The 20,013-nt window shown below is 35.0% G+C and carries 16 protein-coding genes; 13 read left to right on the forward strand and 3 right to left on the reverse strand.

What is annotated here, in order from left to right:
• Positions 1-20 precede the first annotated feature (20 nt).
• Together FD26_RS05790 and pglX are read right to left on the reverse strand one after the other, a co-directional pair.
• The gene (locus tag FD26_RS05790; RefSeq protein WP_057867485.1) at positions 21-281 is read right to left on the reverse strand and encodes an Arm DNA-binding domain-containing protein; all 261 of its coding nucleotides are present in this window, start codon (positions 279-281) and stop codon (positions 21-23) included.
• Complete coding sequence (pglX, locus tag FD26_RS05795) at positions 229-2,457, reverse strand: BREX-1 system adenine-specific DNA-methyltransferase PglX (protein ID WP_103429312.1); 2,229 nt, start codon at positions 2,455-2,457, stop codon at positions 229-231. Before pglX ends, FD26_RS05790 begins: the two co-directional genes overlap by 53 nt.
• Positions 2,458-2,507: 50 nt before the next feature.
• On the opposite strand from pglX, the gene pglZ reads away from it, so the two are divergent.
• From pglZ to FD26_RS11050, 11 genes are all read left to right on the forward strand, one after another.
• A complete protein-coding gene (gene pglZ, locus FD26_RS05800) occupies positions 2,508-5,027 on the forward strand; it encodes a BREX-1 system phosphatase PglZ type A (protein WP_057867487.1) in 2,520 nt (839 codons plus the stop codon).
• 18 nt (positions 5,028-5,045) lie between these two features.
• On the forward strand, positions 5,046-6,008 hold the full coding sequence (locus FD26_RS05805) for a restriction endonuclease (protein ID WP_057867488.1): 963 nt from the start codon (positions 5,046-5,048) through the stop codon (positions 6,006-6,008).
• An 87-nt stretch (positions 6,009-6,095) separates the two neighbouring features.
• Positions 6,096-6,899 (forward strand): TIGR00282 family metallophosphoesterase, encoded by an 804-nt coding sequence (locus tag FD26_RS05810; RefSeq protein ID WP_057867489.1) that lies wholly within the window; start codon positions 6,096-6,098, stop codon positions 6,897-6,899.
• Positions 6,900-6,912: 13 nt separating this feature from the next.
• Positions 6,913-9,558 carry a DNA mismatch repair protein MutS gene (gene mutS / locus FD26_RS05815; protein WP_057867490.1) on the forward strand — a complete coding sequence of 882 codons (2,646 nt, stop codon included), beginning with the start codon at positions 6,913-6,915 and terminating at the stop codon, positions 9,556-9,558.
• Between the two features lie 14 nt (positions 9,559-9,572).
• A complete protein-coding gene (gene mutL, locus FD26_RS05820; protein ID WP_057867491.1) occupies positions 9,573-11,501 on the forward strand; it encodes a DNA mismatch repair endonuclease MutL in 1,929 nt (642 codons plus the stop codon).
• 179 nt (positions 11,502-11,680) lie between these two features.
• Positions 11,681-12,271, forward strand: a complete 591-nt coding sequence (ruvA, locus tag FD26_RS05825; protein WP_057867492.1) for a Holliday junction branch migration protein RuvA — start codon at positions 11,681-11,683, stop codon at positions 12,269-12,271.
• Between the two features lie 31 nt (positions 12,272-12,302).
• Positions 12,303-13,331 (forward strand): Holliday junction branch migration DNA helicase RuvB, encoded by a 1,029-nt coding sequence (gene ruvB / locus FD26_RS05830; RefSeq protein WP_057867525.1) that lies wholly within the window; start codon positions 12,303-12,305, stop codon positions 13,329-13,331.
• A gap of 68 nt (positions 13,332-13,399) precedes the next feature.
• Positions 13,400-14,437: a tRNA preQ1(34) S-adenosylmethionine ribosyltransferase-isomerase QueA gene (gene queA, locus FD26_RS05835; protein WP_057867493.1), complete on the forward strand. Its 1,038-nt coding sequence runs from the start codon at positions 13,400-13,402 to the stop codon at positions 14,435-14,437.
• Between the two features lie 9 nt (positions 14,438-14,446).
• Positions 14,447-15,589, forward strand: a complete 1,143-nt coding sequence (gene tgt, locus FD26_RS05840) for a tRNA guanosine(34) transglycosylase Tgt (protein WP_057867494.1) — start codon at positions 14,447-14,449, stop codon at positions 15,587-15,589.
• A gap of 90 nt (positions 15,590-15,679) precedes the next feature.
• Positions 15,680-16,129 carry a preprotein translocase subunit YajC gene (gene yajC, locus FD26_RS05845; RefSeq protein ID WP_235525338.1) on the forward strand — a complete coding sequence of 150 codons (450 nt, stop codon included), beginning with the start codon at positions 15,680-15,682 and terminating at the stop codon, positions 16,127-16,129.
• Between the two features lie 96 nt (positions 16,130-16,225).
• The gene (locus tag FD26_RS11050) at positions 16,226-16,378 is read left to right on the forward strand and encodes a hypothetical protein (RefSeq protein ID WP_156401775.1); all 153 of its coding nucleotides are present in this window, start codon (positions 16,226-16,228) and stop codon (positions 16,376-16,378) included.
• 87 nt (positions 16,379-16,465) lie between these two features.
• Here FD26_RS11050 and FD26_RS05850 read toward each other — a convergent pair whose 3' ends face one another.
• The gene (locus FD26_RS05850; RefSeq protein WP_057867495.1) at positions 16,466-16,966 is read right to left on the reverse strand and encodes a TetR/AcrR family transcriptional regulator; all 501 of its coding nucleotides are present in this window, start codon (positions 16,964-16,966) and stop codon (positions 16,466-16,468) included.
• A gap of 156 nt (positions 16,967-17,122) precedes the next feature.
• Between FD26_RS05850 and FD26_RS05855 the strand changes: the two genes are divergently transcribed.
• Together FD26_RS05855 and zwf are read left to right on the forward strand one after the other, a co-directional pair.
• Positions 17,123-18,031, forward strand: coding sequence for an SDR family oxidoreductase (locus tag FD26_RS05855; RefSeq protein ID WP_057867496.1), 909 nt, complete (start codon positions 17,123-17,125; stop codon positions 18,029-18,031).
• Positions 18,032-18,569: 538 nt separating this feature from the next.
• A complete protein-coding gene (zwf, locus tag FD26_RS05860; protein WP_057867497.1) occupies positions 18,570-20,012 on the forward strand; it encodes a glucose-6-phosphate dehydrogenase in 1,443 nt (480 codons plus the stop codon).
• The last annotated feature ends 1 nt before the right edge of the window (position 20,013 follow it).

The raw sequence follows: 20,013 nt of genomic DNA on the forward strand, positions 1-20,013 counted from the left end.
GTTCGGATTAATTTTACAATCTACCATTTATTATAAGTTATTTTAGAAACTACATTTTTCTTAAAGATAACGATCCACCTTTTGTAGTAACTAACTAGAGGCTCTTCACTCGATTTAGCACTGGATAAATTAGGATGCTCAATTTGTATTTGACTGGCAGCTAAAATAGCCTCTGACTTATGTTGAAAGCCGGATTTACGGAGCTTCTTATATTTTCCAAATTGATCTTTATATGATATTTCGTACTGCCAAACGTTTCCTCTTTTGCGATAACTGACCATTATTGTGCCCTCCACACGGAACAGTTGTCACAATTTTGGCACATACGTAACCAGATTCCAATAATTTAGCATCGAATAATTGCTTATCATCAGCGATGTGATTTAGTAGAGGATGTTTTTTAAAATCCCATGAAGTCTCGAAGGAATCCCAATCTAGCTTGGCAATATTTATTAATTGATTTGTTAATTCAAGATTGGTTTCTTCATTATCGAGATCCAATAATGGCAAGTTGGCAAAATCACCAATCTGTGAATTTATTGTTGGATTTAACGTATCAAACAAATATTGTGCAACATTCGTATTTAAAAAAGACAAAACCGCAATTAATCTATCATGATTATTGGTAAAAGCTTCATTTCCCGCAGTATCATGTATTGATCCAAAGATTCTATATCTAGCATTAAATTTTCCAGAAGTGATTTTAGGCCAAGTTATCGCTTCATGAAAGTAATAATTTGTATTTTGCGGTCTAGATCTAACTTTTCCATTCTTATCTTTGAAATTTCTTATTTTATAGCCATTATCTTCCCAATCAACAACGTAATCATAATTTCCATACCATTTTCTATATGAGCCACCTTTGTTGTAAGGAAACCATTTCTTCTTTGATTTTATAGAATCCTCGATTGACTTTGATGTCATACTAATCTTTTTATTACTTATTTCGAACCATAATTTAATAAATAGATTATTATTACCAGTTTGAAGACCAACCTTTGGAGAGACTATTTCGTCCATTCTTTTACCAACAACAAAATCATTAAATAATGTACTACTTGCCCAATAAGCAATAGGACTACCAGGAATCTTAGAAAAGTTCGCTTGATTAGTTCGATAAAGGTATCCACAGTCAGGATTTGAAATGGCCTCAAGCGTTTTTTCTTTCTGTGTCTTCATACCGCCTTTAAAGTCAGATAACTTAATATATGCACCATCAGAATCATTTGACGGTGTATTTTTAATAACAAAAGTATTAATTGGCACAGTTGCCTCTTCAAATGCAGAATACTCCATTTGAATAAGACTAGAGATCTTTTTATTTTGTACTAAATAATTACGCAGCTTTTCATATGTTTTAATAAACATCCATACAAATGGTGTCATATATGCTGAATATCCACTTGGTGCTAACCAAGTAACATTGTTATAGATAAAAACTGAAAACATATCTCCGGAATAATCAGAATAATATTTCTTAACATATTTTTTTAGTTCTTTATCCATTTTATTTAGATAGGGAGGATTAGTGGCAACAACTTCGTATTTTCTACTCATATCCTCAGCTAAATTGATAACTTTTAAAATGGTATCCCTTGATTCTTGAATACCATAAAGATCAATACCTGATATTGAAACATTATTAACATCATTTCTGAGTCTATCAAAATCATAATCTCTATCTATTTTAATAATTGATCCTAATTCTTTAGCATCTTTAAACTGTGCAATTAAGTATTTGAGATCTTCTTTAGAATCATCTGGGATTTTCTCTAATAACTCTGGGGCAATATCATCACTTTCAACGAAAACATGTAGATTGAGCTTTACGTCGGCATTTCTTAAAATTCTTCGATTATATTGTCTTGCTTTCATCATTAAAGAAAACGATGCTAATTGGAAAGCCCGTTGATCAATTTCTAAACCATAGAGATTTTTAGTAATAATTTTTACTGCGGCATCCCTAGCCGAATATCCTTCTTCAAGGTATATTTTCATAAAAACATCAAATGCATAAATTAAAATATGACCAGAGCCCATTGCATTATCCATTAATTTGATATCTTGAATATCTTTACCATTTGGCACAAACGAAAGTTCTTCAGGTAATAAGAATTTCAGATCATTCTTAATTTTACTTTCAGGATGTCTTTCTAACCAGTATTTGCCTAAGGAGTTATCAACCATGTATCGAACAACCCAATCAGTTGTAAATAATTGAGTCGCTGCAGGTATATCACTCTTTTTAACAGCTCCGCCACTTATGTTAACTACTTCGTCGTGTAGTTCTGTATTGTAATACTGATAAATCCAACCAATAATCTCAACCTGACCACCTTGAGAAACATCAAAATCAGCTTCATCAATATTGGTCACAATCTCTTTAATAACGCCACGATTATAGTTTGGAGTGGACGAAAATAAATTATGGTAAAGAAGAGGATTTAATATTGTAATTCAATAATGTATCATTGAATTAATAGTATTTATTGAAAAGAGGCACTGGCATGGCTGATGTCAAAAATAATCAAGTTATCGATAACTTAAAGAGAAAATTTAAAAATGGCAGTCACATTGTTTTCTGGTATGACGACAATGCAGAGTTTGCTGATGAACTAGATAACATTACTGCGGAATTAAAAAATCTTGCGAATGTAGTGATTTTACATAGGGGAGAGCAACTAAAACTTAAACTAAAGTTATTGTCCGCTCCGAGTGATGAAAGCTATTTAGTCTACTCGCCAAATAAGCAACCATCCTTAAACGACAATCATTTACGGGATATTATTTTGTATTCAGATACATTTACAGCAGATTCTCAAGAAATGATTCGCCGTGATTTGGGACTTCCCGAAAATTTAAAATCTTTTGTTAAAACACACGCTAAATTCTTCGCTAACAAGGAACGAAGATTGAAATTTTCAAAGTATGATATAAACAGTTACGAAAAAAATCCTGAAATGGGTATTCTAGCTACTTTAGTTAATTCAAATCTAATTAATGTTAATTTCTTTGATATTCTTCAGATTGTATTGAGCAACGGTATTCATGAAAAAAATACTCTAGATGAATTTGCTAAATATAATGTATTAGATAATTTCTGGGGATATACAAATGAGATGTTTGATTACAATGAGTCAGAACCTAACTTGCTCAATCTTTCTTCAGCATTATTCATCACAGAAGCCTTTCATCAGATGGATGTTCCTATACCGGATCGTATTAGTGATTTTGATCTATCATCGAAATATGCTAATGTCAGTACATTTGTGAGATCATTTAGCAGTAGTAATGTCAATAATGGCGATAAGTTTGGGGATATTGCTGATGAAGTATGGGCCCAGTATGGTGATAAATATGCTTTATTGAAGAATACTAACGTCGATCAATGGTCAAAATCAGGTGTCTTTAGTATTTTTGATCGCAAAATTTTGTTATGGGAACAGGACCGATTGTTACATGAGGATTTTGATAGTCGAACTGATGGACTTACTTTCCCAGAATTGGTCAAAAGACGTCTTGAGATGCATTTTGTATCTGAATATCGGGTACTTTATCAAATGCTTCAAAACGCCTGGAAATTATTATCTTCAATCGGGCGTAAGACATCTAATAGTACCGAGGGTATGATAAGTGATTATGTGAACGAAGGATATTTGATTGATACGTATTACAGACATTTTGTATTGAGTTATCAATCTTTAACAAAAACGGATGCATTCTTTAAGACAAGAGAAGCAGTTGAAACGGCATATACGAATGAATATTTAAATACATATAATTTCTCATGGACGGATAAACTGAATTATCATAATTTAGCGAGCCGTGACTTACAACGTGATTTCTATAAAAATTATATTGAAACTGAGCAAAACCGAATTGTTGTAATAATTTCAGATGCATTTAGATTTGAAGCTGCCAAGGAATTAGAACGAGAGCTCTCTATGGACGATCAAATAACTGAACGAAAAATGAGATATTTAATCTCTGGATTACCATCAGTTACTTACATGGGAATGCCATCTTTGTTGCCAAATGATGATTTGAAGTTAGTAGGTAAGAACTTATTAGTAGATGGCAAAGAGGCCAATAACAGAGAAAAAAGAGCCCAAATTTTAATTTCTAAGAATCCTAATAGTGCAGCTTATGCATTGGATGATTTAAAAGATGCGACTTCCAAAGAAATTAAGGGCTTATTTGCAGGTAAAGAAGTTGTCTATATTTATCATAACCAGATTGATGCAATTGCGGATAACAAGAAGACAGAAGACGATGCTTTTAAAGCAACCGCCGATGCGATTAAGGAGATTAAGGATTTAATTGGTCGATTAAGAACAAATAGTATTAACCATTTTTATGTAACTGCTGATCATGGATACATTTATCGAAATGAGAATTTGAAAGATTCTGACAAAATTTCCGAAGAAGTCGATCAAAATGATTTGAAATCCCAACGGTATATTGTTACAGAGAATCAAATTGCCGAACCAGGAATCGGTAAACAAAAGTTGGCTGATATTTTGAATAATGACGATAATCGATTTGTCTATTATCCTCAATCTGCTAGTGTCTTCAAATCTGCTGGATCGGTTAATTATGTTCACGGTGGAGCTTCATTACAAGAGATGATAGTGCCCTTACTTGAAATAAAAACTACTTCTAAGAGATCTCAGGCCGTGGACGCTGAGTTACAGCTGATTAGTACTAATAGAAATATTACGTCCTTAGAAGTACCAATTCGCTTATTACAAGCTAAACCTATCGGTTCTACATATAGACCTACTGTTTATAATGTTTATTTCCAAGATGTTAAAGGTGAACTGATTTCAGCAAAAACTGCGGTAAATGCCAATCTTACTTCTGCCAAAGTGGAAGATAGAATGATTGATTTGAATCTTAATTTGATAGATAAGCAATATGACAATAGCGATAAGTATTATTTCGTGGTCGAGAATACAAACACTGGTGATGTTGTTAAAAATGAATATAATATGGATATTGCTACTTTTAGGGATTTTGATTTTTAGGGAGTTGTAGGCGAGGATATGAATTATAAAGAATTAAAATTGGGTAAACATGGATTACCAACGTGGGATTCGCTGATACCAATCATTTTAAGATATTTTAGCGATGATTTAGAAAAAGAATCGAAAAAAATAGCAGTACAGGTTTCTGATTCTTTGGATTTACCAGATAGGTTGAGAGAAGCGGTGTATGTAAATAATCCTTCTTCAAATACGATAGAGGATCGGACTAAGTGGTGTATCAGTGAGCTTTATACTGCCGGTGCAATTGAAAGACCATCAAGGGGTGTTTATAAGATTTCTCCTTTGGGGATGAGTTTACTTAAACTGAATGATTCAGAATTGACTAGAAATAAGATTCATTCGTTACCTCAGTATCAAAATCATCAGAAGGAACTAATCAAGAGAAATGAAATTTCAGGTTTAAATAACGAAAAGGTATCTGAGAAGGCAGAAGATAACGATTCCGACGTCAATGTTGTTGATAAGTTGTGTGAAGTAACTGAAAAATACAATAACAAGATTGCTTCTAACCTTCTGAAGATGATTCAAGAATCTGATCCTAATTTTTTTGAACAATTGGTAGTTAAATTGTTAATTAAAATGGGATATAAAGGCCCAAATGGTTCATCCAGAGTTACGCAAAAGACGAATGATGGTGGAATTGATGGAATTATTAATCAAGATCCACTTGGGACAAGTACAGTTTATCTTCAAGCTAAAAGATATAAAGATGATAATGTAGTGCAAAGACCAGCTATTGATGGTTTCTATGGAGCCTTATCCCGTGTACATGCTGACCGTGGTGTTTTTATTACGACTTCACATTTTTCAAGTAGTGCAATGACAACTGCTAAAAATTTTTCGATTGTACTAATAGATGGAATACAACTAACAAATTTAATGCTTCAATATCACGTTGGAGTTCAAGTAAAAAAGCACTTAGATCTCTTTGAGATTGACGAGGATTTCTTTGAAGATTAAAATATACGACCAAGCGTTCGCTTGGTCTTTTTTATTTTCAACAATATTGATACAATATCATAGGTAAAGATTGGGGATAAAAATATAATGAAAATACTCTTCGTGGGCGATGTCGTTGGTTCTGTCGGCATTAAAGCTATAGAAACGTATCTACCTGAAATTAAAAAGAAGGTTAAGCCACAATTAACGATTGTTAATGGTGAGAATGCTGCTGGTGGCAAGGGTACGAAAGAACCTGATTATCAAAAGATCACTCGAGCTGGTGCTGACGTTGTTACGGGAGGAAATCATACTTGGGATAAACGTGAAATTCTTGACTTTATTGATGATCCGAAGAAGAATATTCTCCGTCCCTATAACTTTCCTGGCGACCATGTCCCTGGACGTGGCTACCTCGAAATCAATGTAAATTCAAAAAAAGTTTATGTTATTAATATGATGGGAACTGCTTTAATGCAACCGATCGATAACCCATTCCTTGAAGCTGACAAATTGTTGAAAACTTTGGATAAAGATGCTATAAAATTCGTTGATTTTCACGCGGAAACAACTAGTGAAAAGATTGCTTTTGCCAATTATATGGTAGGTCGTGTTGCGGCAGTTTGTGGAACGCATACGCATGTCCAAACAAATGATGCACAGGTTATCAACAAGCAGACAGCTTACATAACTGATGTAGGAATGACGGGTTCATACGATGGGATTTTGGGCGACAAAAAAGAACCAATTATCAATCGTTTCTTAACGCAGAGACCTAACAAGTTCGATGTCGACGAAGAAGGTCGTATGCAAATTGGCTTTGCTGTCATTGACATTAACGATCAAACAAATAATGCTAGAAGTATTAAAAATTATGTTATTACACCAAACAATCAAAAATTCTTAAACTAAGTGGAGGGTACTAATGCCACAAAAAACTAAAGAGACACCAATGATGGAGCAATATCTGGAGTATAAAAAACAATACCCAGATGCTTTTTTGTTATACCGAGTTGGCGATTTCTACGAAATGTTTTATGACGATGCTGTTAAGGGTTCACAGATTCTCGAATTGACCCTAACTTCTCGTAATAAAAAAGCCGATGAAGGCATTCCGATGTGTGGAGTACCTCATCATGCTGTTGAAGGTTACATTGATACACTTGTGGATAAAGGTTATAAAGTAGCTGTCTGCGATCAATTGGAAAATCCTGCTGATGCTGAAGGCAAAATGGTTAAACGAGGTGTTACTCGAGTAGTTACACCTGGTACAATCATGGATAAGTCGGATCAAGGTAAAGAAAACAACTACATTACCGCTATTTCGGCTCATAAAAATATTTTTAGTTTAGCTTATGCTGACCTATCAACTGGTGAAGTTAAAGTTACAACGGTTGATAATCAATTAGATTTAACTAATGAATTACAGAATTTGGATACTAAAGAAACGGTTGTATCTGGTAGTTTTCCACAGAAATATTTGGACCAATTGCGTAAACTTGGTATCTTAATTTCTAAATTAGAAGATTTAGAGGATAATTACGCTTTTGATTTTTCACAAATATCTTCTGATGATGAGGTAGCAACGGTTAAGTTGTTAATAAGTTATTTAGTCAAAACGCAGATGCGTTCGTTGGATCATTTGAAACCAGCTCAATCATATGAAACTTCTTCTTATTTATTGATGGATCATTCAGCCCAGAGTAATTTGGAACTGTTCAAAAATATCCGGACAAATAAAAAATCAGGGACTTTATTGTGGCTTTTAGATGAAACTAAAACTGCTATGGGAAGTCGTTTACTGAAACAATGGTTAGCTCGTCCACTGATTAGTGTGGATAAATTAAAAGCTCGTCAACATTTGGTGCAAGTCTTTTTGGACAATTATTTCCAAAGATCATCTTTCCAAGATTATCTAACGAAGGTTTATGACTTGGAACGTTTAGCTGGTCGGGTAGCTTATGGAACAGTTAATGGTCGTGATTTAATCCAATTAAAAACTTCTTTGCAACAAGTTCCTGAAATTAAATCTATCTTATTGGATATCGGAGACGATGAATTAACAACCTATGTGGAAAAGATTGATGAAGTAGCCGATATTCGTGATTTGATCGACAAAGCAATTGTTGAAGAAGCTCCAATTTCCATTACTGCTGGTGGCTTGATCAAAGAAGGCTATAACGAGCAACTGGATCAATATCTTGATGCTTCAAAGAATGGTAAACAATGGTTGGCTACTTTGAAGGCTAAAGAACAAGAATTAACTGGTATCAATAATTTGAAAATTGGTTACAATAAGGTATTTGGTTATTATATTGAAGTCAGTCGTGCTAATATCGATAAGGTTCCTGAAGATCGTTATACACGTAAGCAAACTTTGGTTAATGCCGAAAGATATATCACCCCTGAACTCAAGGACAAAGAAAGTTTGATATTAGAAGCTGAGGAAAAATCTAAGAGTTTGGAATATCATTTATTTGATGAAATTCGTAAGAAAATTAAGGATCAGATTCGACGAATTCAAAGTTTAGCTAATATTTTGTCGCGTTTAGATGTTTTACAGAGCTTTGCAGTTGTCAGTGAAGAATATCATTATGTGGCCCCTGAATTTATAGAGAAACACGAGCTAAAGATCACTAATGGTCGTCATCCTGTTGTGGAAAAAGTTTTAAGCAATAACAGTTATATTCCTAATGATGTTACGTTTGATGATAAAACTGATATTTTGTTGATAACCGGACCTAATATGTCTGGTAAAAGTACTTACATGCGCCAAATGGCATTAACAGTTATTATGGCTCAAATAGGTTGTTTTGTACCGGCTGATGGTGCTAAATTGCCGATTTTTGATCACATTTTCACTCGAATTGGTGCTGCCGATGATTTGATTTCTGGTGACAGTACTTTTATGGTAGAAATGCGTGAGGCTAATGATGCTTTGAAGAATGCTACGCCTAACAGTTTGATTATTTTTGATGAAATTGGACGTGGTACAGCAACTTATGATGGGATGGCTTTGGCTCAAGCAATTATCGAGTATATTGATAAAAATGTAAAAGCTATGACGTTATTCTCAACTCACTATCATGAATTGACTGAGTTAGAGTCGCAATTGCCAGGGTTGAAGAATGTTCACGTTGATGCCTCCGAAGAGAATGGCGACTTGGTATTCTTGCACAAAGTTTTGCCAGGACCTGCCGACAAATCTTACGGGATTCACGTAGCTAAATTAGCTGGATTGCCAAATGACGTTTTGATTCGTGCGGATAAAATCTTGAGTAGTTTGGAAGAAACTTCGGTTCATACAACTGCTTCAGAGAGTATTCACGAACCAGCTGTTGAAACGCCAGTGGAAAAAACATCTATTGTGAAAACTTCTGTTAAATCCGAACCAAATGAAATAGATGATGAGGAACAACTATCCCTGTTCCCTGAAATTAATAAAAAAGTTAAAAAACTATCTAATAAAGAAAGCCAAGTTATTAAAGATATAAATGAGCAAGATTTAATGGGAATTACTCCTATTGAAGCAATCAATTTACTTTATAAATGGCAAAAGAAGCTTAAATAAAAGAAGGTGGAAAAATGGGTATTATTCATGAACTACCAGTTGAATTAAGTAACCAGATTGCTGCTGGAGAAGTTATTGAACGCCCAGCATCAGTCGTAAAAGAACTGGTGGAAAATTCCATCGATGCACAAGCAACACAGGTTTTAATTACTGTTAAACAGGCAGGATTAAAATCAATTGAAGTAAATGATAATGGTAAGGGGATTTCAGCTGATGATGTTGAGGTCGCCTTTTTACCGCATACAACTAGTAAAATTTCTACTGACCGCGATTTGTTTAATGTTAGAACTTTAGGATTTCGTGGCGAGGCTTTAGCAAGTATTGCGTCAGTATCCAAATTAACAGTTATTACAAGTGATGATGGCAAGTCTGCTACCAGAGCCCAATTTTCTGGTAATGAATTAGTCAAAAAAGAAACCTTTGCCCGTTCCAAGGGAACAACTATGACGGTAGAAGATTTGTTCTTTAATACTCCAGCACGCTTGAAGTATGTAAAATCGCTTCATACAGAGTTAAATAAAATTGTCGATATCGTTGATCGGTTAGCGATGGGACACCCAGACATTTCCTTTCGTTTGATTCATGAAGGCAAAGATCTAGTCTGGACTTCAGGTAACGACAATCTTCAACAGACTATCGCTGGTATTTACGGTCGTACAATTGCAAGTCACATGTTAGATTTTGAAAATTCCGATCCTGATTATCAAATCAAAGGTTATTTTTCTAAGCCAGATACGACACGCTCGAATCGTTCTTATATTTCGTTAATTCTAAATGGTCGTTATATCAGAAACTTTCAATTAACCAATGCAGTTATCAGAGGCTACGGTTCCAAATTGATGGTAGCTCGTTTTCCAATTGCTGTGATCGATATTGTAATGGACCCAGGTTTAGTTGATATCAACGTTCACCCCACTAAACAGGAAGTACGTTTGTCAAATGAAGGTCATATTGGCGATTTAATTAGTGAAGGAATAAGGCAACGTTTGTCTAATCAAAATTTGATTCCTGACGCGGTCAAAAATCTGGGTAAAAAATCTATCGCACCAAAGATTGATACTTATAAGCCGGAACAAATAAGTTTTAATGACTTAGCAACGATTGATAAGATCAATGAACCTTTGTCGACTGCTACAGCAGAACCAGGACCTGAGTATATAGATGAACCAATGACTCCAGAAAAGAAAGTCGAAACTCCGATGACGGGGATGCCAATTTTTAAAGATCCACAGCACCTACATTCTTGGGACGAAAGACTTAAACAAGAGTCAGCTGAAAAAGTCCGAGTAATTGATTCAGAAGGCAATGAAACTAAGCTATCCGAGAAAACTGATTTTCCTGATTTACGTTATATTGGCCAAATTCATGGAACTTATTTAGTGGCTGAAAGTCAGGATGGCTTTTATCTAGTCGATCAACATGCAGCTCAAGAACGAGTTAACTATGAATATTATCGTAAAGAAATTGGCAAAGTTTCGAATGATCAGCAGAAATTATTAGTACCGATCGTGTTGGATTATCCCAACTCAGAAAGTATTTTAATCAAAGAAAAAAAGCCGATTTTAGAAAGTATTGGTTTATATTTAGATGATTTTGGACAAAATAGTTTCGTTATCAATACTCATCCTACCTGGTTCGTACCGGGACAAGAGGAATCGACTATTAAAGAAATGATTGATTATGTACTCAATGATTCAAAAATCAGCGTGGCTAGTTTTCGAGAAAAAAATGCCATTATGATGAGCTGTAAACGAGCCATTAAAGCCAATCATCATGTCGATGACCGAGAAGCAGTACAATTGCTGCATAATTTGACCAAGGCTGAAAATCCTTATAATTGTCCCCATGGACGTCCAGTTTTGGTAGAATTTAGCAATAAAGACCTTGAAAAAATGTTCAAGAGAATCCAAGATCCACATGATACAAGAGAGAGCAAACAATAGCGGTTAGATTTCGAGCATTGCCTAGGCCTCAAATTTGAACACGAAGTGGGCAAAACTGAGGCTGTAGCAAAGCAGAGAAATTTGCTATTGGCAGTTCATTTACAAGAGAGAGCGAACAATAGTGGTTAGATTTCGAGCATTGCTAATAGCAGCTTGATTAAATGAAAGAGTGAATAATTATGTTTGAATATTTAAATGGTTTAGTATCTGCGGTTACCCCTTCATATATTGTGGTGGACGTGCAAGGCGTTGGTTACAAAGTTCAAGTTGCTAATCCTTATCGTTATGAAGAAAATCAATCAGCAAGAGTATACGTTGAACAAGTTGTACGTGACAATGAGCAAGCTTTATATGGTTTTTATGATTTAAATGAAAAAAATATTTTTTTACATCTAATTAGTGTTTCAGGAATTGGCCCTAAGAGTGCCTTAGCTATTTTAGCGGGGCAAGATCTTCAAGGTTTAATTCATGCAATTGAAAACGATGATGTTAAATATCTAACTAAGTTTCCTAAGATCGGTAAGAAAACTGCTCAACAAATTATTTTGGATCTGTCAGGTAAATTTACGGCTGAAGGTCAAATGACTTTAGGCGAAGCTCCAGTTCAATTCACTACAGGCAATCAAGAATTAGAAGATGGTTTGGCTGCGTTAGATTCATTAGGATATTCAGCTAAAGAGATCAGCAAAATTAAAGCACAGCTTGAAAAAGAAAATCTCAAGAGTGCGGACGAGTACTTACGAGCTGGTTTAAAGCTATTGAGCAAATAAAAAATCACTAGTGTAGAGGGGAGTGTCAAAAATCGAAAATAATGAAAATGACAATGAACGTTTAACTGACGCTGATTCACTCGATAATATTGAAGATATTGTTGAACAAACCCTACGTCCTCAAAGTTTTGACCAGTATTTGGGTCAAGAAAAGGCTAAAAAGGAATTAGATGTTTATATCAAAGCGGCTAAACAACGGCAGCAGACATTGGATCATGTTTTGCTTTATGGACCTCCTGGGTTAGGTAAAACTACATTGGCTATGATCATAGCTAATGAAATGGGTGTTAACATTCATACGACAACAGGTCCTTCAATCGAAAAATCTGGTGATTTAGTAGCTGTTTTAGATGAACTAGAGCCAGGCGATGTTTTGTTTATTGATGAAATTCATCGTATGCCTAGAGCAGTTGAAGAAGTCTTATATTCAGCTATGGAGGATTTTTATATTGATATAATTGTTGGTCAAGGAAGCGAATCACGTTCTTTGCATCATCAATTGGTGCCTTATACACTAATCGGTGCTACAACGGCAGCGGGAAAACTTTCAGCACCGTTGAGAGATCGGTTTGGAATTGTCGAAAGAATGGAGTACTATACCATAGATGAATTATCTAAGATTGTTTTCCGTTCAGCTCGGGTTCTTAACATTAATGTTGATGAAGAAGGGGCACATGAAATCGCTAGACGATCACGTGGAACGCCTAGAATTGCCAATCGTTTGTTAAAACGAGTTCGTGATTTTGCCCAAGTAGCTAATCAAGATACAATTGACTACAAAATGGCTAAGTCAGCTTTGAATCAATTACAAGTCGATGATGCTGGTTTAGATCATTTGGACCGTCGCATTTTGATGATGATCATTGAATTATATAGTGGTGGTCCGGTAGGATTAAAGGTTATTGCTGCTAATATCGGTGAAGATCAGGAAACAATTGAAGAAGTTTATGAGCCATATCTAATGCAGATGGGATTCTTGAAAAGAACTGCCAAGGGTCGTGTTGTAACGAGAAAAGGTTATGAACACATGGGGATACCATACCCTGATAAAAACGAGTAAAGTAATTTACTCGTTTTGGTGTATCTGAAGAATTTTGTTAAAACCATATATTAAAGGAGAATTTTTATATGTCACTATCAACTGAAGATTTTGATTATGATTTACCCGAAGAACTTATTGCCCAAACACCAATCAAAAATCGTGATCAATCAAGACTATTAGTTTTAGATCATGAGACTGGCGAATATCAAGATAAGCATTTTTATGATATTTTGGATTATTTAAATCCTGGGGATGCTTTAGTAATGAATAATTCACGTGTTTTGCCAGCTCGTTTGTACGGGACTAAAGAGGACACTGACGGTCATGAAGAAGTGTTGCTATTAAACAATATCGAAGGCGATAAGTGGGAAGTTTTAATGAAACCAGCTCGCCGAGCTAAAGTTGGTACTAAAGTTCAATTTGGAGAAGACGGTCAATTAGAGGCTGAGGTACTTGAAGATCTTGAACATGGTGGCAAGATTATTGAGTTCCATTATCAAGGTATTTTCATGGAAATTTTGGAACAATTAGGTGAAATGCCATTGCCTCCATATATCAAAGAAAAATTGGATGATCCTGATCGCTATCAAACTGTCTATGCCAAAGAAAATGGCTCAGCAGCTGCACCTACTGCAGGCTTGCATTGGACTAAAGAATTATTGAAGAAAGTTGAAGCCAAGGGCGTAAAATTAGTTTACATAACTTTACACGTTGGCCTAGGAACTTTTAGACCAGTTACTGAAACAGATGTTGACAAGCACGTTATGCATTCTGAATTTTATCGATTAGATGAAGCTTCAGCTAAAACATTGAATGAAGTTAGACAAAATGGTGGCAAGATCGTTGCTACAGGAACAACTTCAATTAGAACTTTGGAAACTATTGGAACTAAATTCAATGGAGAAATTAAAGCCGATAGTGGATGGACTGACATTTTTATCAAACCTGGCTACGAATGGAAAGTTGTTGATGAATTCATTACTAACTTCCATTTACCTAAGTCAACGCTTGTAATGTTAGTTTCAGCATTTACTGGTAGAGAAAATATTTTGAACGCTTATCGTCATGCTGTAGAAGAGAAATATCGCTTCTTTAGTTTTGGCGATGCAATGTTCATTAAGTAGAGGAAATTTATGGAACCAGCTGTTAAATATACATTATTGAAAAAAGAGAAACATACTGGGGCACGTTTAGGTTTATTAGAAACGCCACATGGTACATTTGAAACACCTATTTTTATGCCTGTTGGTACAGAAGCTTCAGTAAAGAATATGGCACCAGAAGATTTGGATAAAATTGGTGCAACAATTATCTTGGCTAATACATATCATCTTTGGTTACGTCCTGGAGAAGATATTGTTAAAGAAGCCGGTGGCTTGCATAAATTTATGAATTGGGACAAGGGAATTTTAACTGATTCCGGTGGTTTCCAAGTCTTTTCATTAGCAAATACTCGAGATATCACTGAAGCTGGTGTTCATTTCCGAAATCATTTAAATGGTCGTCGCGAGTTCTTATCACCTGAAAAGGCAATGAAGATTGAAAATTATTTAGGTCCCGATATCATGATGAGTTTGGATGAATGTCCACCATTTTTTGAAAGCTATGATTATATTAAGAAGTCCGTTGCAAGAACTAGTCGTTGGGCTGAACGTGGTCTTAAAGCTCACCGTAATCCAGATTGGCAAGCTTTGTTTGGAATCGTTCAAGGTGCCGGTTTTGAAGACTTACGAAAGCAAAGTGCTAGAGACTTGGTTAGTATGGATTTTCCGGGTTATTCTATCGGTGGTCTATCTGTTGGAGAATCAAAGAGCGAAATGAATCGTGTGCTTAATTTTACTACACCTATGTTGCCTGAAAACAAGCCACGTTACTTGATGGGCGTGGGAACAGCTGATTCTTTAATTGATGGTGTTATTCGTGGAATCGACATGTTCGATTGCGTCTTGCCAACAAGAATTGCTAGAAATGGTACATGTATGACAAGTCATGGCCGTTTGGTCGTAAAGAATGGTAAATATGCTCGTGATTTTGGTCCTTTAGATGATAATTGTGCCTGCTATGTTTGTCGTAATTATTCCAGAGCTTACATTCGTCATTTGATTAACGCAAATGAATTATTTGGAACACATTTAACTAGTTATCATAATTTGTACTTCTTATTGAATCTAATGAAGGGTGTTCGTCAAGCTATCAGGGATGACAACTTATTAGAATTTAGAGAACACGTTTTTGAAGACTATGGCTTTAATCAAGAAAATGCTAAGAATTTTTAGAGGATTTTGATAAGAAAAATCTTCTAGTGTGGAAAGACATGCGTTTTTTTGTTACTCTATAGTTATGCAAATTATTAAGAGGTGGAAAATTTGAATATTCTTACATTAGGCGCCGCTGGTGCTGGTGGATCAATGGGACTTATGATTTTTGTTGTTATCATGTTCGTTGGTATGTACTTCCTATCTATTCGTCCTCAAAAGAAACAACAACAAAAACGTCAAGAAATGCTCAAGGAAATGAACAAAGGCGACAAGGTTGTAACTCTTGGTGGAATTAAAGGTGTGATTGCTTCAATCGACCGTGATAACAAAGAAGTTGTCGTTGACTGTGATGGAATTTATCTAACATTTGACATTAACTTTATTCGTAAGGCTGTTCCAGCTGATAAAGTTACAACAGATGCTGTTAAGGATAACAAACCTGCAGCTAAGGCAGAAGAAACAAAAGACGATGCTAAAGAAGAAGCAACTGCAACAACTGAGGATGTTAAAGTCGAAGAACCTGAATCAACTGATGATACAAAAGAAACAACAAAATAATTTAACTAAAAAAAGATTGAAACCAATAATTTCAATCTTTTTTATTTTCTTAAATTACATGGTATAACTAATTGTGATTCTTAATGAGGTGACTAAATGACAGACAAAACATCTAAGTCAGAAAAAATCGACGTTTCAACTTTGAGTAAAAAATCTCAAGCTAAATTAGAAGAAATCAGACAGAAGCAAGGTTTAAAGACAATAGAAGAAGCGGCTGATTATTTAACTGGATTTTTTAAACAAAAGTAAGTATTGAATTTGGATAAAAAAAGAGCCGTATTTATTAAGTATTTTCAAGGCAAGCCTGAATTTCTTAGTAAATACGGTTCTTTTTTATTATTTTTTTCCAGTTTTAAAAACTTGGTCTAAATAATGATAATCGACAAAGGGATTGTAGGGTTGATGAGTTTTTTCGATCCATAAGTTGATAGCCTTGATTCGACCGATAAAAAAGAAACGGTCCAGGTCGGTTTTATCTGATTGATCAGCCATCACAGTATCAATAATAAATTGAAAAAAGCCCGTTCGAAAATCAGTATCATTACTTTGAAGTGACAGTAGTGGCAATAATTCCTGGTTATTAATTGTTGCTACGGTAGTAAAAGGATGATCAAAAAAGTCGTCCATTTTAAAATTTGAGTCAGTTCGTTGACTATTCAAATATTGGTTTAGTAAATCATACTTATCGTTGAAGTGAGTGTAAAAAGTAGAACGATGAATCATCGCCTCATCGGCTATTTCATTGATAGTGATCTTACTGAAAGATTCTTTAGTCAACAGATCTCTGAATCCTAAATAAATTAATTTTTTAGTTCTTTCATTTTGTAAATTAGCCAAAAGTGTCTTCCTTTTCTACAATTATTCGACAATGTCTATTGCCACTACATTATCTGATAATTATACATAGTTTAATATTTCTACGGTGTTATTATAAACGAGTTCTAAAGATAAACCAATGAAATTTTAAATTAATAATAAAAGGAAGTATTTTAAATGCGTGTATTTATGACAGGAGCCACAGGCTATATCGGGACATTAGTTGCCCAAGATTTGATCAATAATAGAGTTGAAGTTTTAGGACTAACTCGATCACAGAGAAGTGTTGATAAATTAACTCAAATGGGTGGCATTCCCGTGATGGGAACTTTAGAGGATCTAGATGTTTTGAAGACTTCAGCTCAAAAGTCAGATGCAGTTTTACATTTAGGATTTGTTAATGATTTTGAACATTTTGCTCAAGCTAGTCGAATAGATGCGGAGGCAATTGAAAGTTTTGGCGAAGTTTTGAGAGGAACCGATAAACCTTTAATCGTCACAGCCGGAACTGCAGGACTTAATCCTAATCACGTTTTAACAGAAGAAGATACCGGTTTTGCTGGCGTAGAAAAGGTGATTCCAAGACGTTCAGAATTTTTAGCTCGAGAATTAGTAGAACAAGGTATTAATGCCTACACAGTTCGATTAGCGCCATCAGTTCACGGTGATGGCCGTTATGGAATTGTTTCAATGATCGTCGCCCAGGCACAAAAGACAGGCAAAGTTCCTTATTTTGGTGATGGACAGAATCGTTGGAATGCAGTCAATTATCGTGACGCAGCCAACTTGTTTGTCAAAGCTCTAGAATATGCTTTAGGAGATAATCACTCATTGCATGTATTTAATGCTGTAGATGAGGGACAGACTAAGACGATTGATATTGCAAAAGCCATCAGTCAAAAGTTGAATTTACCAATGGAATCACAACCTAGAATTGATTTTGCTAATTTATCTAATGAAGATGCATTCAATGTAAATAATCTTTTCGGTTTAGACATTCCAGCCGACAGCAAAATGACGCAAAAAGAACTTACTTGGCAACCTAGTAATTTGAGTTTGATAGCTGACTTGGAAAAGAATCTGTAAGTAAGGATAATTTCTATATGATATGAAGATTTTGAATTTTGACTTAATAGGGAACGATATTTGCTAAATATTGAAGGTATGTAAAATATATCCGAATTTTTAGTAAGTATAGTTCCTTATTTTTATTATTTAGACCTTAAAAATAAACACCAAAAAAGGCAATGCATTAGTCCGGAGCAACAAGGAAAATGGGCTCAGTAGTGAAATTCTACTTAGCTCACGAAGTGAGGTTAGTAGAAGGCCGAGCTTGAAGACTGTTGGCGAAGCCAAGAGGCTCCAAGTCGTGCCCACTACGTTCTAGCCCAATTTTCTTTGTTGCGGAGGACGGCAGTTTTAACTCCTTAGAATTATTTCTCATCCATATCACTTGCGTTAAAGTACACTCTAGGGGTTAGTATTTATGTCGTTAAGAACAAGAATGTTATAAAAATAGGCTTGTCAAGGAAACTATTGAAAAAATAATAAGACAATAATGAAGATGTTTAATAAGTCATGATGTAAAATATAAGTACATGATGCTATTCAAAGGAGTTTAAAAATGGTTACAGAAAAGTCAGCAATTTTTATTATTTTTGGGGGTTCTGGTGATTTGGCTCATCGGAAACTTTATCCTTCTTTATTTCGCTTGTATAAATCAGGATTTTTAAAGGATCATTTTGCTGTTATTGGAACAGCCCGCCGTCCTTGGAGTGATGATTATTTCCGTGAAACTGTTATCACTTCTTTGAAAGATTACTTTGATGATGAGGAGGAAGTCATGAAAGAATTTTCCAAACATTTCTTCTATCAATCACACGACGTTAACGATTCAGAACATTATATTGCTTTGAAGAATTTAGCTGCTAAGTTGGATGATCAATTTAAGGCAGGTCACAATCGAGTTTATTACATGGCTATTGCTCCAAGATTCTTTGGTACTGTAGCTGAACACATTAATTCTGAAGGATTGAAAACTGCTGATGGCTATAATCGTTTAGTAATTGAAAAGCCATTTGGACGTGATCTTGATTCAGCCTGTGAATTGAATGGCAACATTTCTAAAGCTTTCCCAGAAGATGATATTTATCGAATCGATCATTATTTAGGCAAGAAAATGGTCCAAGACATTCCAGTTATCAGAGCTCAAAATGATAAGTTTGAAGAAGCTTTGAATAATAAGTATGTTTCCAATATTCAAGTAACTTTGGCAGAATCAATTGGGGTTGAAGATCGTGGTGGCTATTACGAAACTGCTGGCGTTTTACGCGATATGGTTCAAAACCATATTATGCAAATTATCGGTGCGATTGCCAGTATTGATCCTAAGGCTAAGGATGCTAAGGTAATTCACAAAAATAAATGCGATTTGTTTGGCAGTCTAAAGGATTTAACTCCAGAGCAAGTTGATACTAATTTTGTGCGTGGTCAATATGATACTGACAATTTAGACGACGAGAAAGCTTATCGTCAAGAAGATAATGTAGCCGAAGATTCTAATATTGAAACCTTTACTGCTGGTAAAATTGAGTTTGAAAACGATCGTTGGAGTGGGGTACCATTTTATATTCGTTCAGGTAAGAGAATGCCTGATAAATCTTCACGGATTGATATTGTTTTTAATGACAATGTTACTGATCTTGGCATCAAAGCCAATACAGTAGTTACACTCTTAATTGAAAGAACTAATGATCATAGTATTTTAATTAATGGTATTGATTATAAGGAATCTGCTCAAGATTTCATTAAATTCCCAGAAGAGAAAGATTTTGTTGGTGCTCGTGAAGCTTACGAAAGTTTAATCATTGATATTCTTTCAGGTAATCGAGTTAACTTTACGCTTTGGGATGAACTAAGAAGTACTTGGACATATATTGATGCAATTAGAGAACGTTGGGACAGTCAAACACCTGACTTTCCAAATTATGTAAGTGGAACTATGGGACCAGACGCAGCTGAAATGTTACTAGAACGTAATGGTGACTCTTGGGTTTGGGACGACTAAA

The sequence above is a fragment of the Companilactobacillus crustorum JCM 15951 genome, assembly GCF_001434585.1.
Taxonomy (GTDB): domain Bacteria; phylum Bacillota; class Bacilli; order Lactobacillales; family Lactobacillaceae; genus Companilactobacillus; species Companilactobacillus crustorum.

Excerpts from the sequence above, each read along its gene's own strand:
- FD26_RS05790 (WP_057867485.1), bottom strand. The coding sequence starts at position 281 with ATGGTCAGTTATCGCAAAAGAGGAAACGTTTGGCAGTACGAAATATCA.
- pglZ (WP_057867487.1), top strand. The coding sequence starts at position 2,508 with ATGGCTGATGTCAAAAATAATCAAGTTATCGATAACTTAAAGAGAAAA.
- FD26_RS05805 (WP_057867488.1), top strand. The coding sequence starts at position 5,046 with ATGAATTATAAAGAATTAAAATTGGGTAAACATGGATTACCAACGTGG.
- FD26_RS05810 (WP_057867489.1), top strand. The coding sequence starts at position 6,096 with ATGAAAATACTCTTCGTGGGCGATGTCGTTGGTTCTGTCGGCATTAAA.
- mutS (WP_057867490.1), top strand. The coding sequence starts at position 6,913 with ATGCCACAAAAAACTAAAGAGACACCAATGATGGAGCAATATCTGGAG.
- mutL (WP_057867491.1), top strand. The coding sequence starts at position 9,573 with ATGGGTATTATTCATGAACTACCAGTTGAATTAAGTAACCAGATTGCT.
- ruvA (WP_057867492.1), top strand. The coding sequence starts at position 11,681 with ATGTTTGAATATTTAAATGGTTTAGTATCTGCGGTTACCCCTTCATAT.
- queA (WP_057867493.1), top strand. The coding sequence starts at position 13,400 with ATGTCACTATCAACTGAAGATTTTGATTATGATTTACCCGAAGAACTT.
- tgt (WP_057867494.1), top strand. The coding sequence starts at position 14,447 with ATGGAACCAGCTGTTAAATATACATTATTGAAAAAAGAGAAACATACT.
- FD26_RS11050 (WP_156401775.1), top strand. The coding sequence starts at position 16,226 with ATGACAGACAAAACATCTAAGTCAGAAAAAATCGACGTTTCAACTTTG.
- FD26_RS05855 (WP_057867496.1), top strand. The coding sequence starts at position 17,123 with ATGCGTGTATTTATGACAGGAGCCACAGGCTATATCGGGACATTAGTT.
- zwf (WP_057867497.1), top strand. The coding sequence starts at position 18,570 with ATGGTTACAGAAAAGTCAGCAATTTTTATTATTTTTGGGGGTTCTGGT.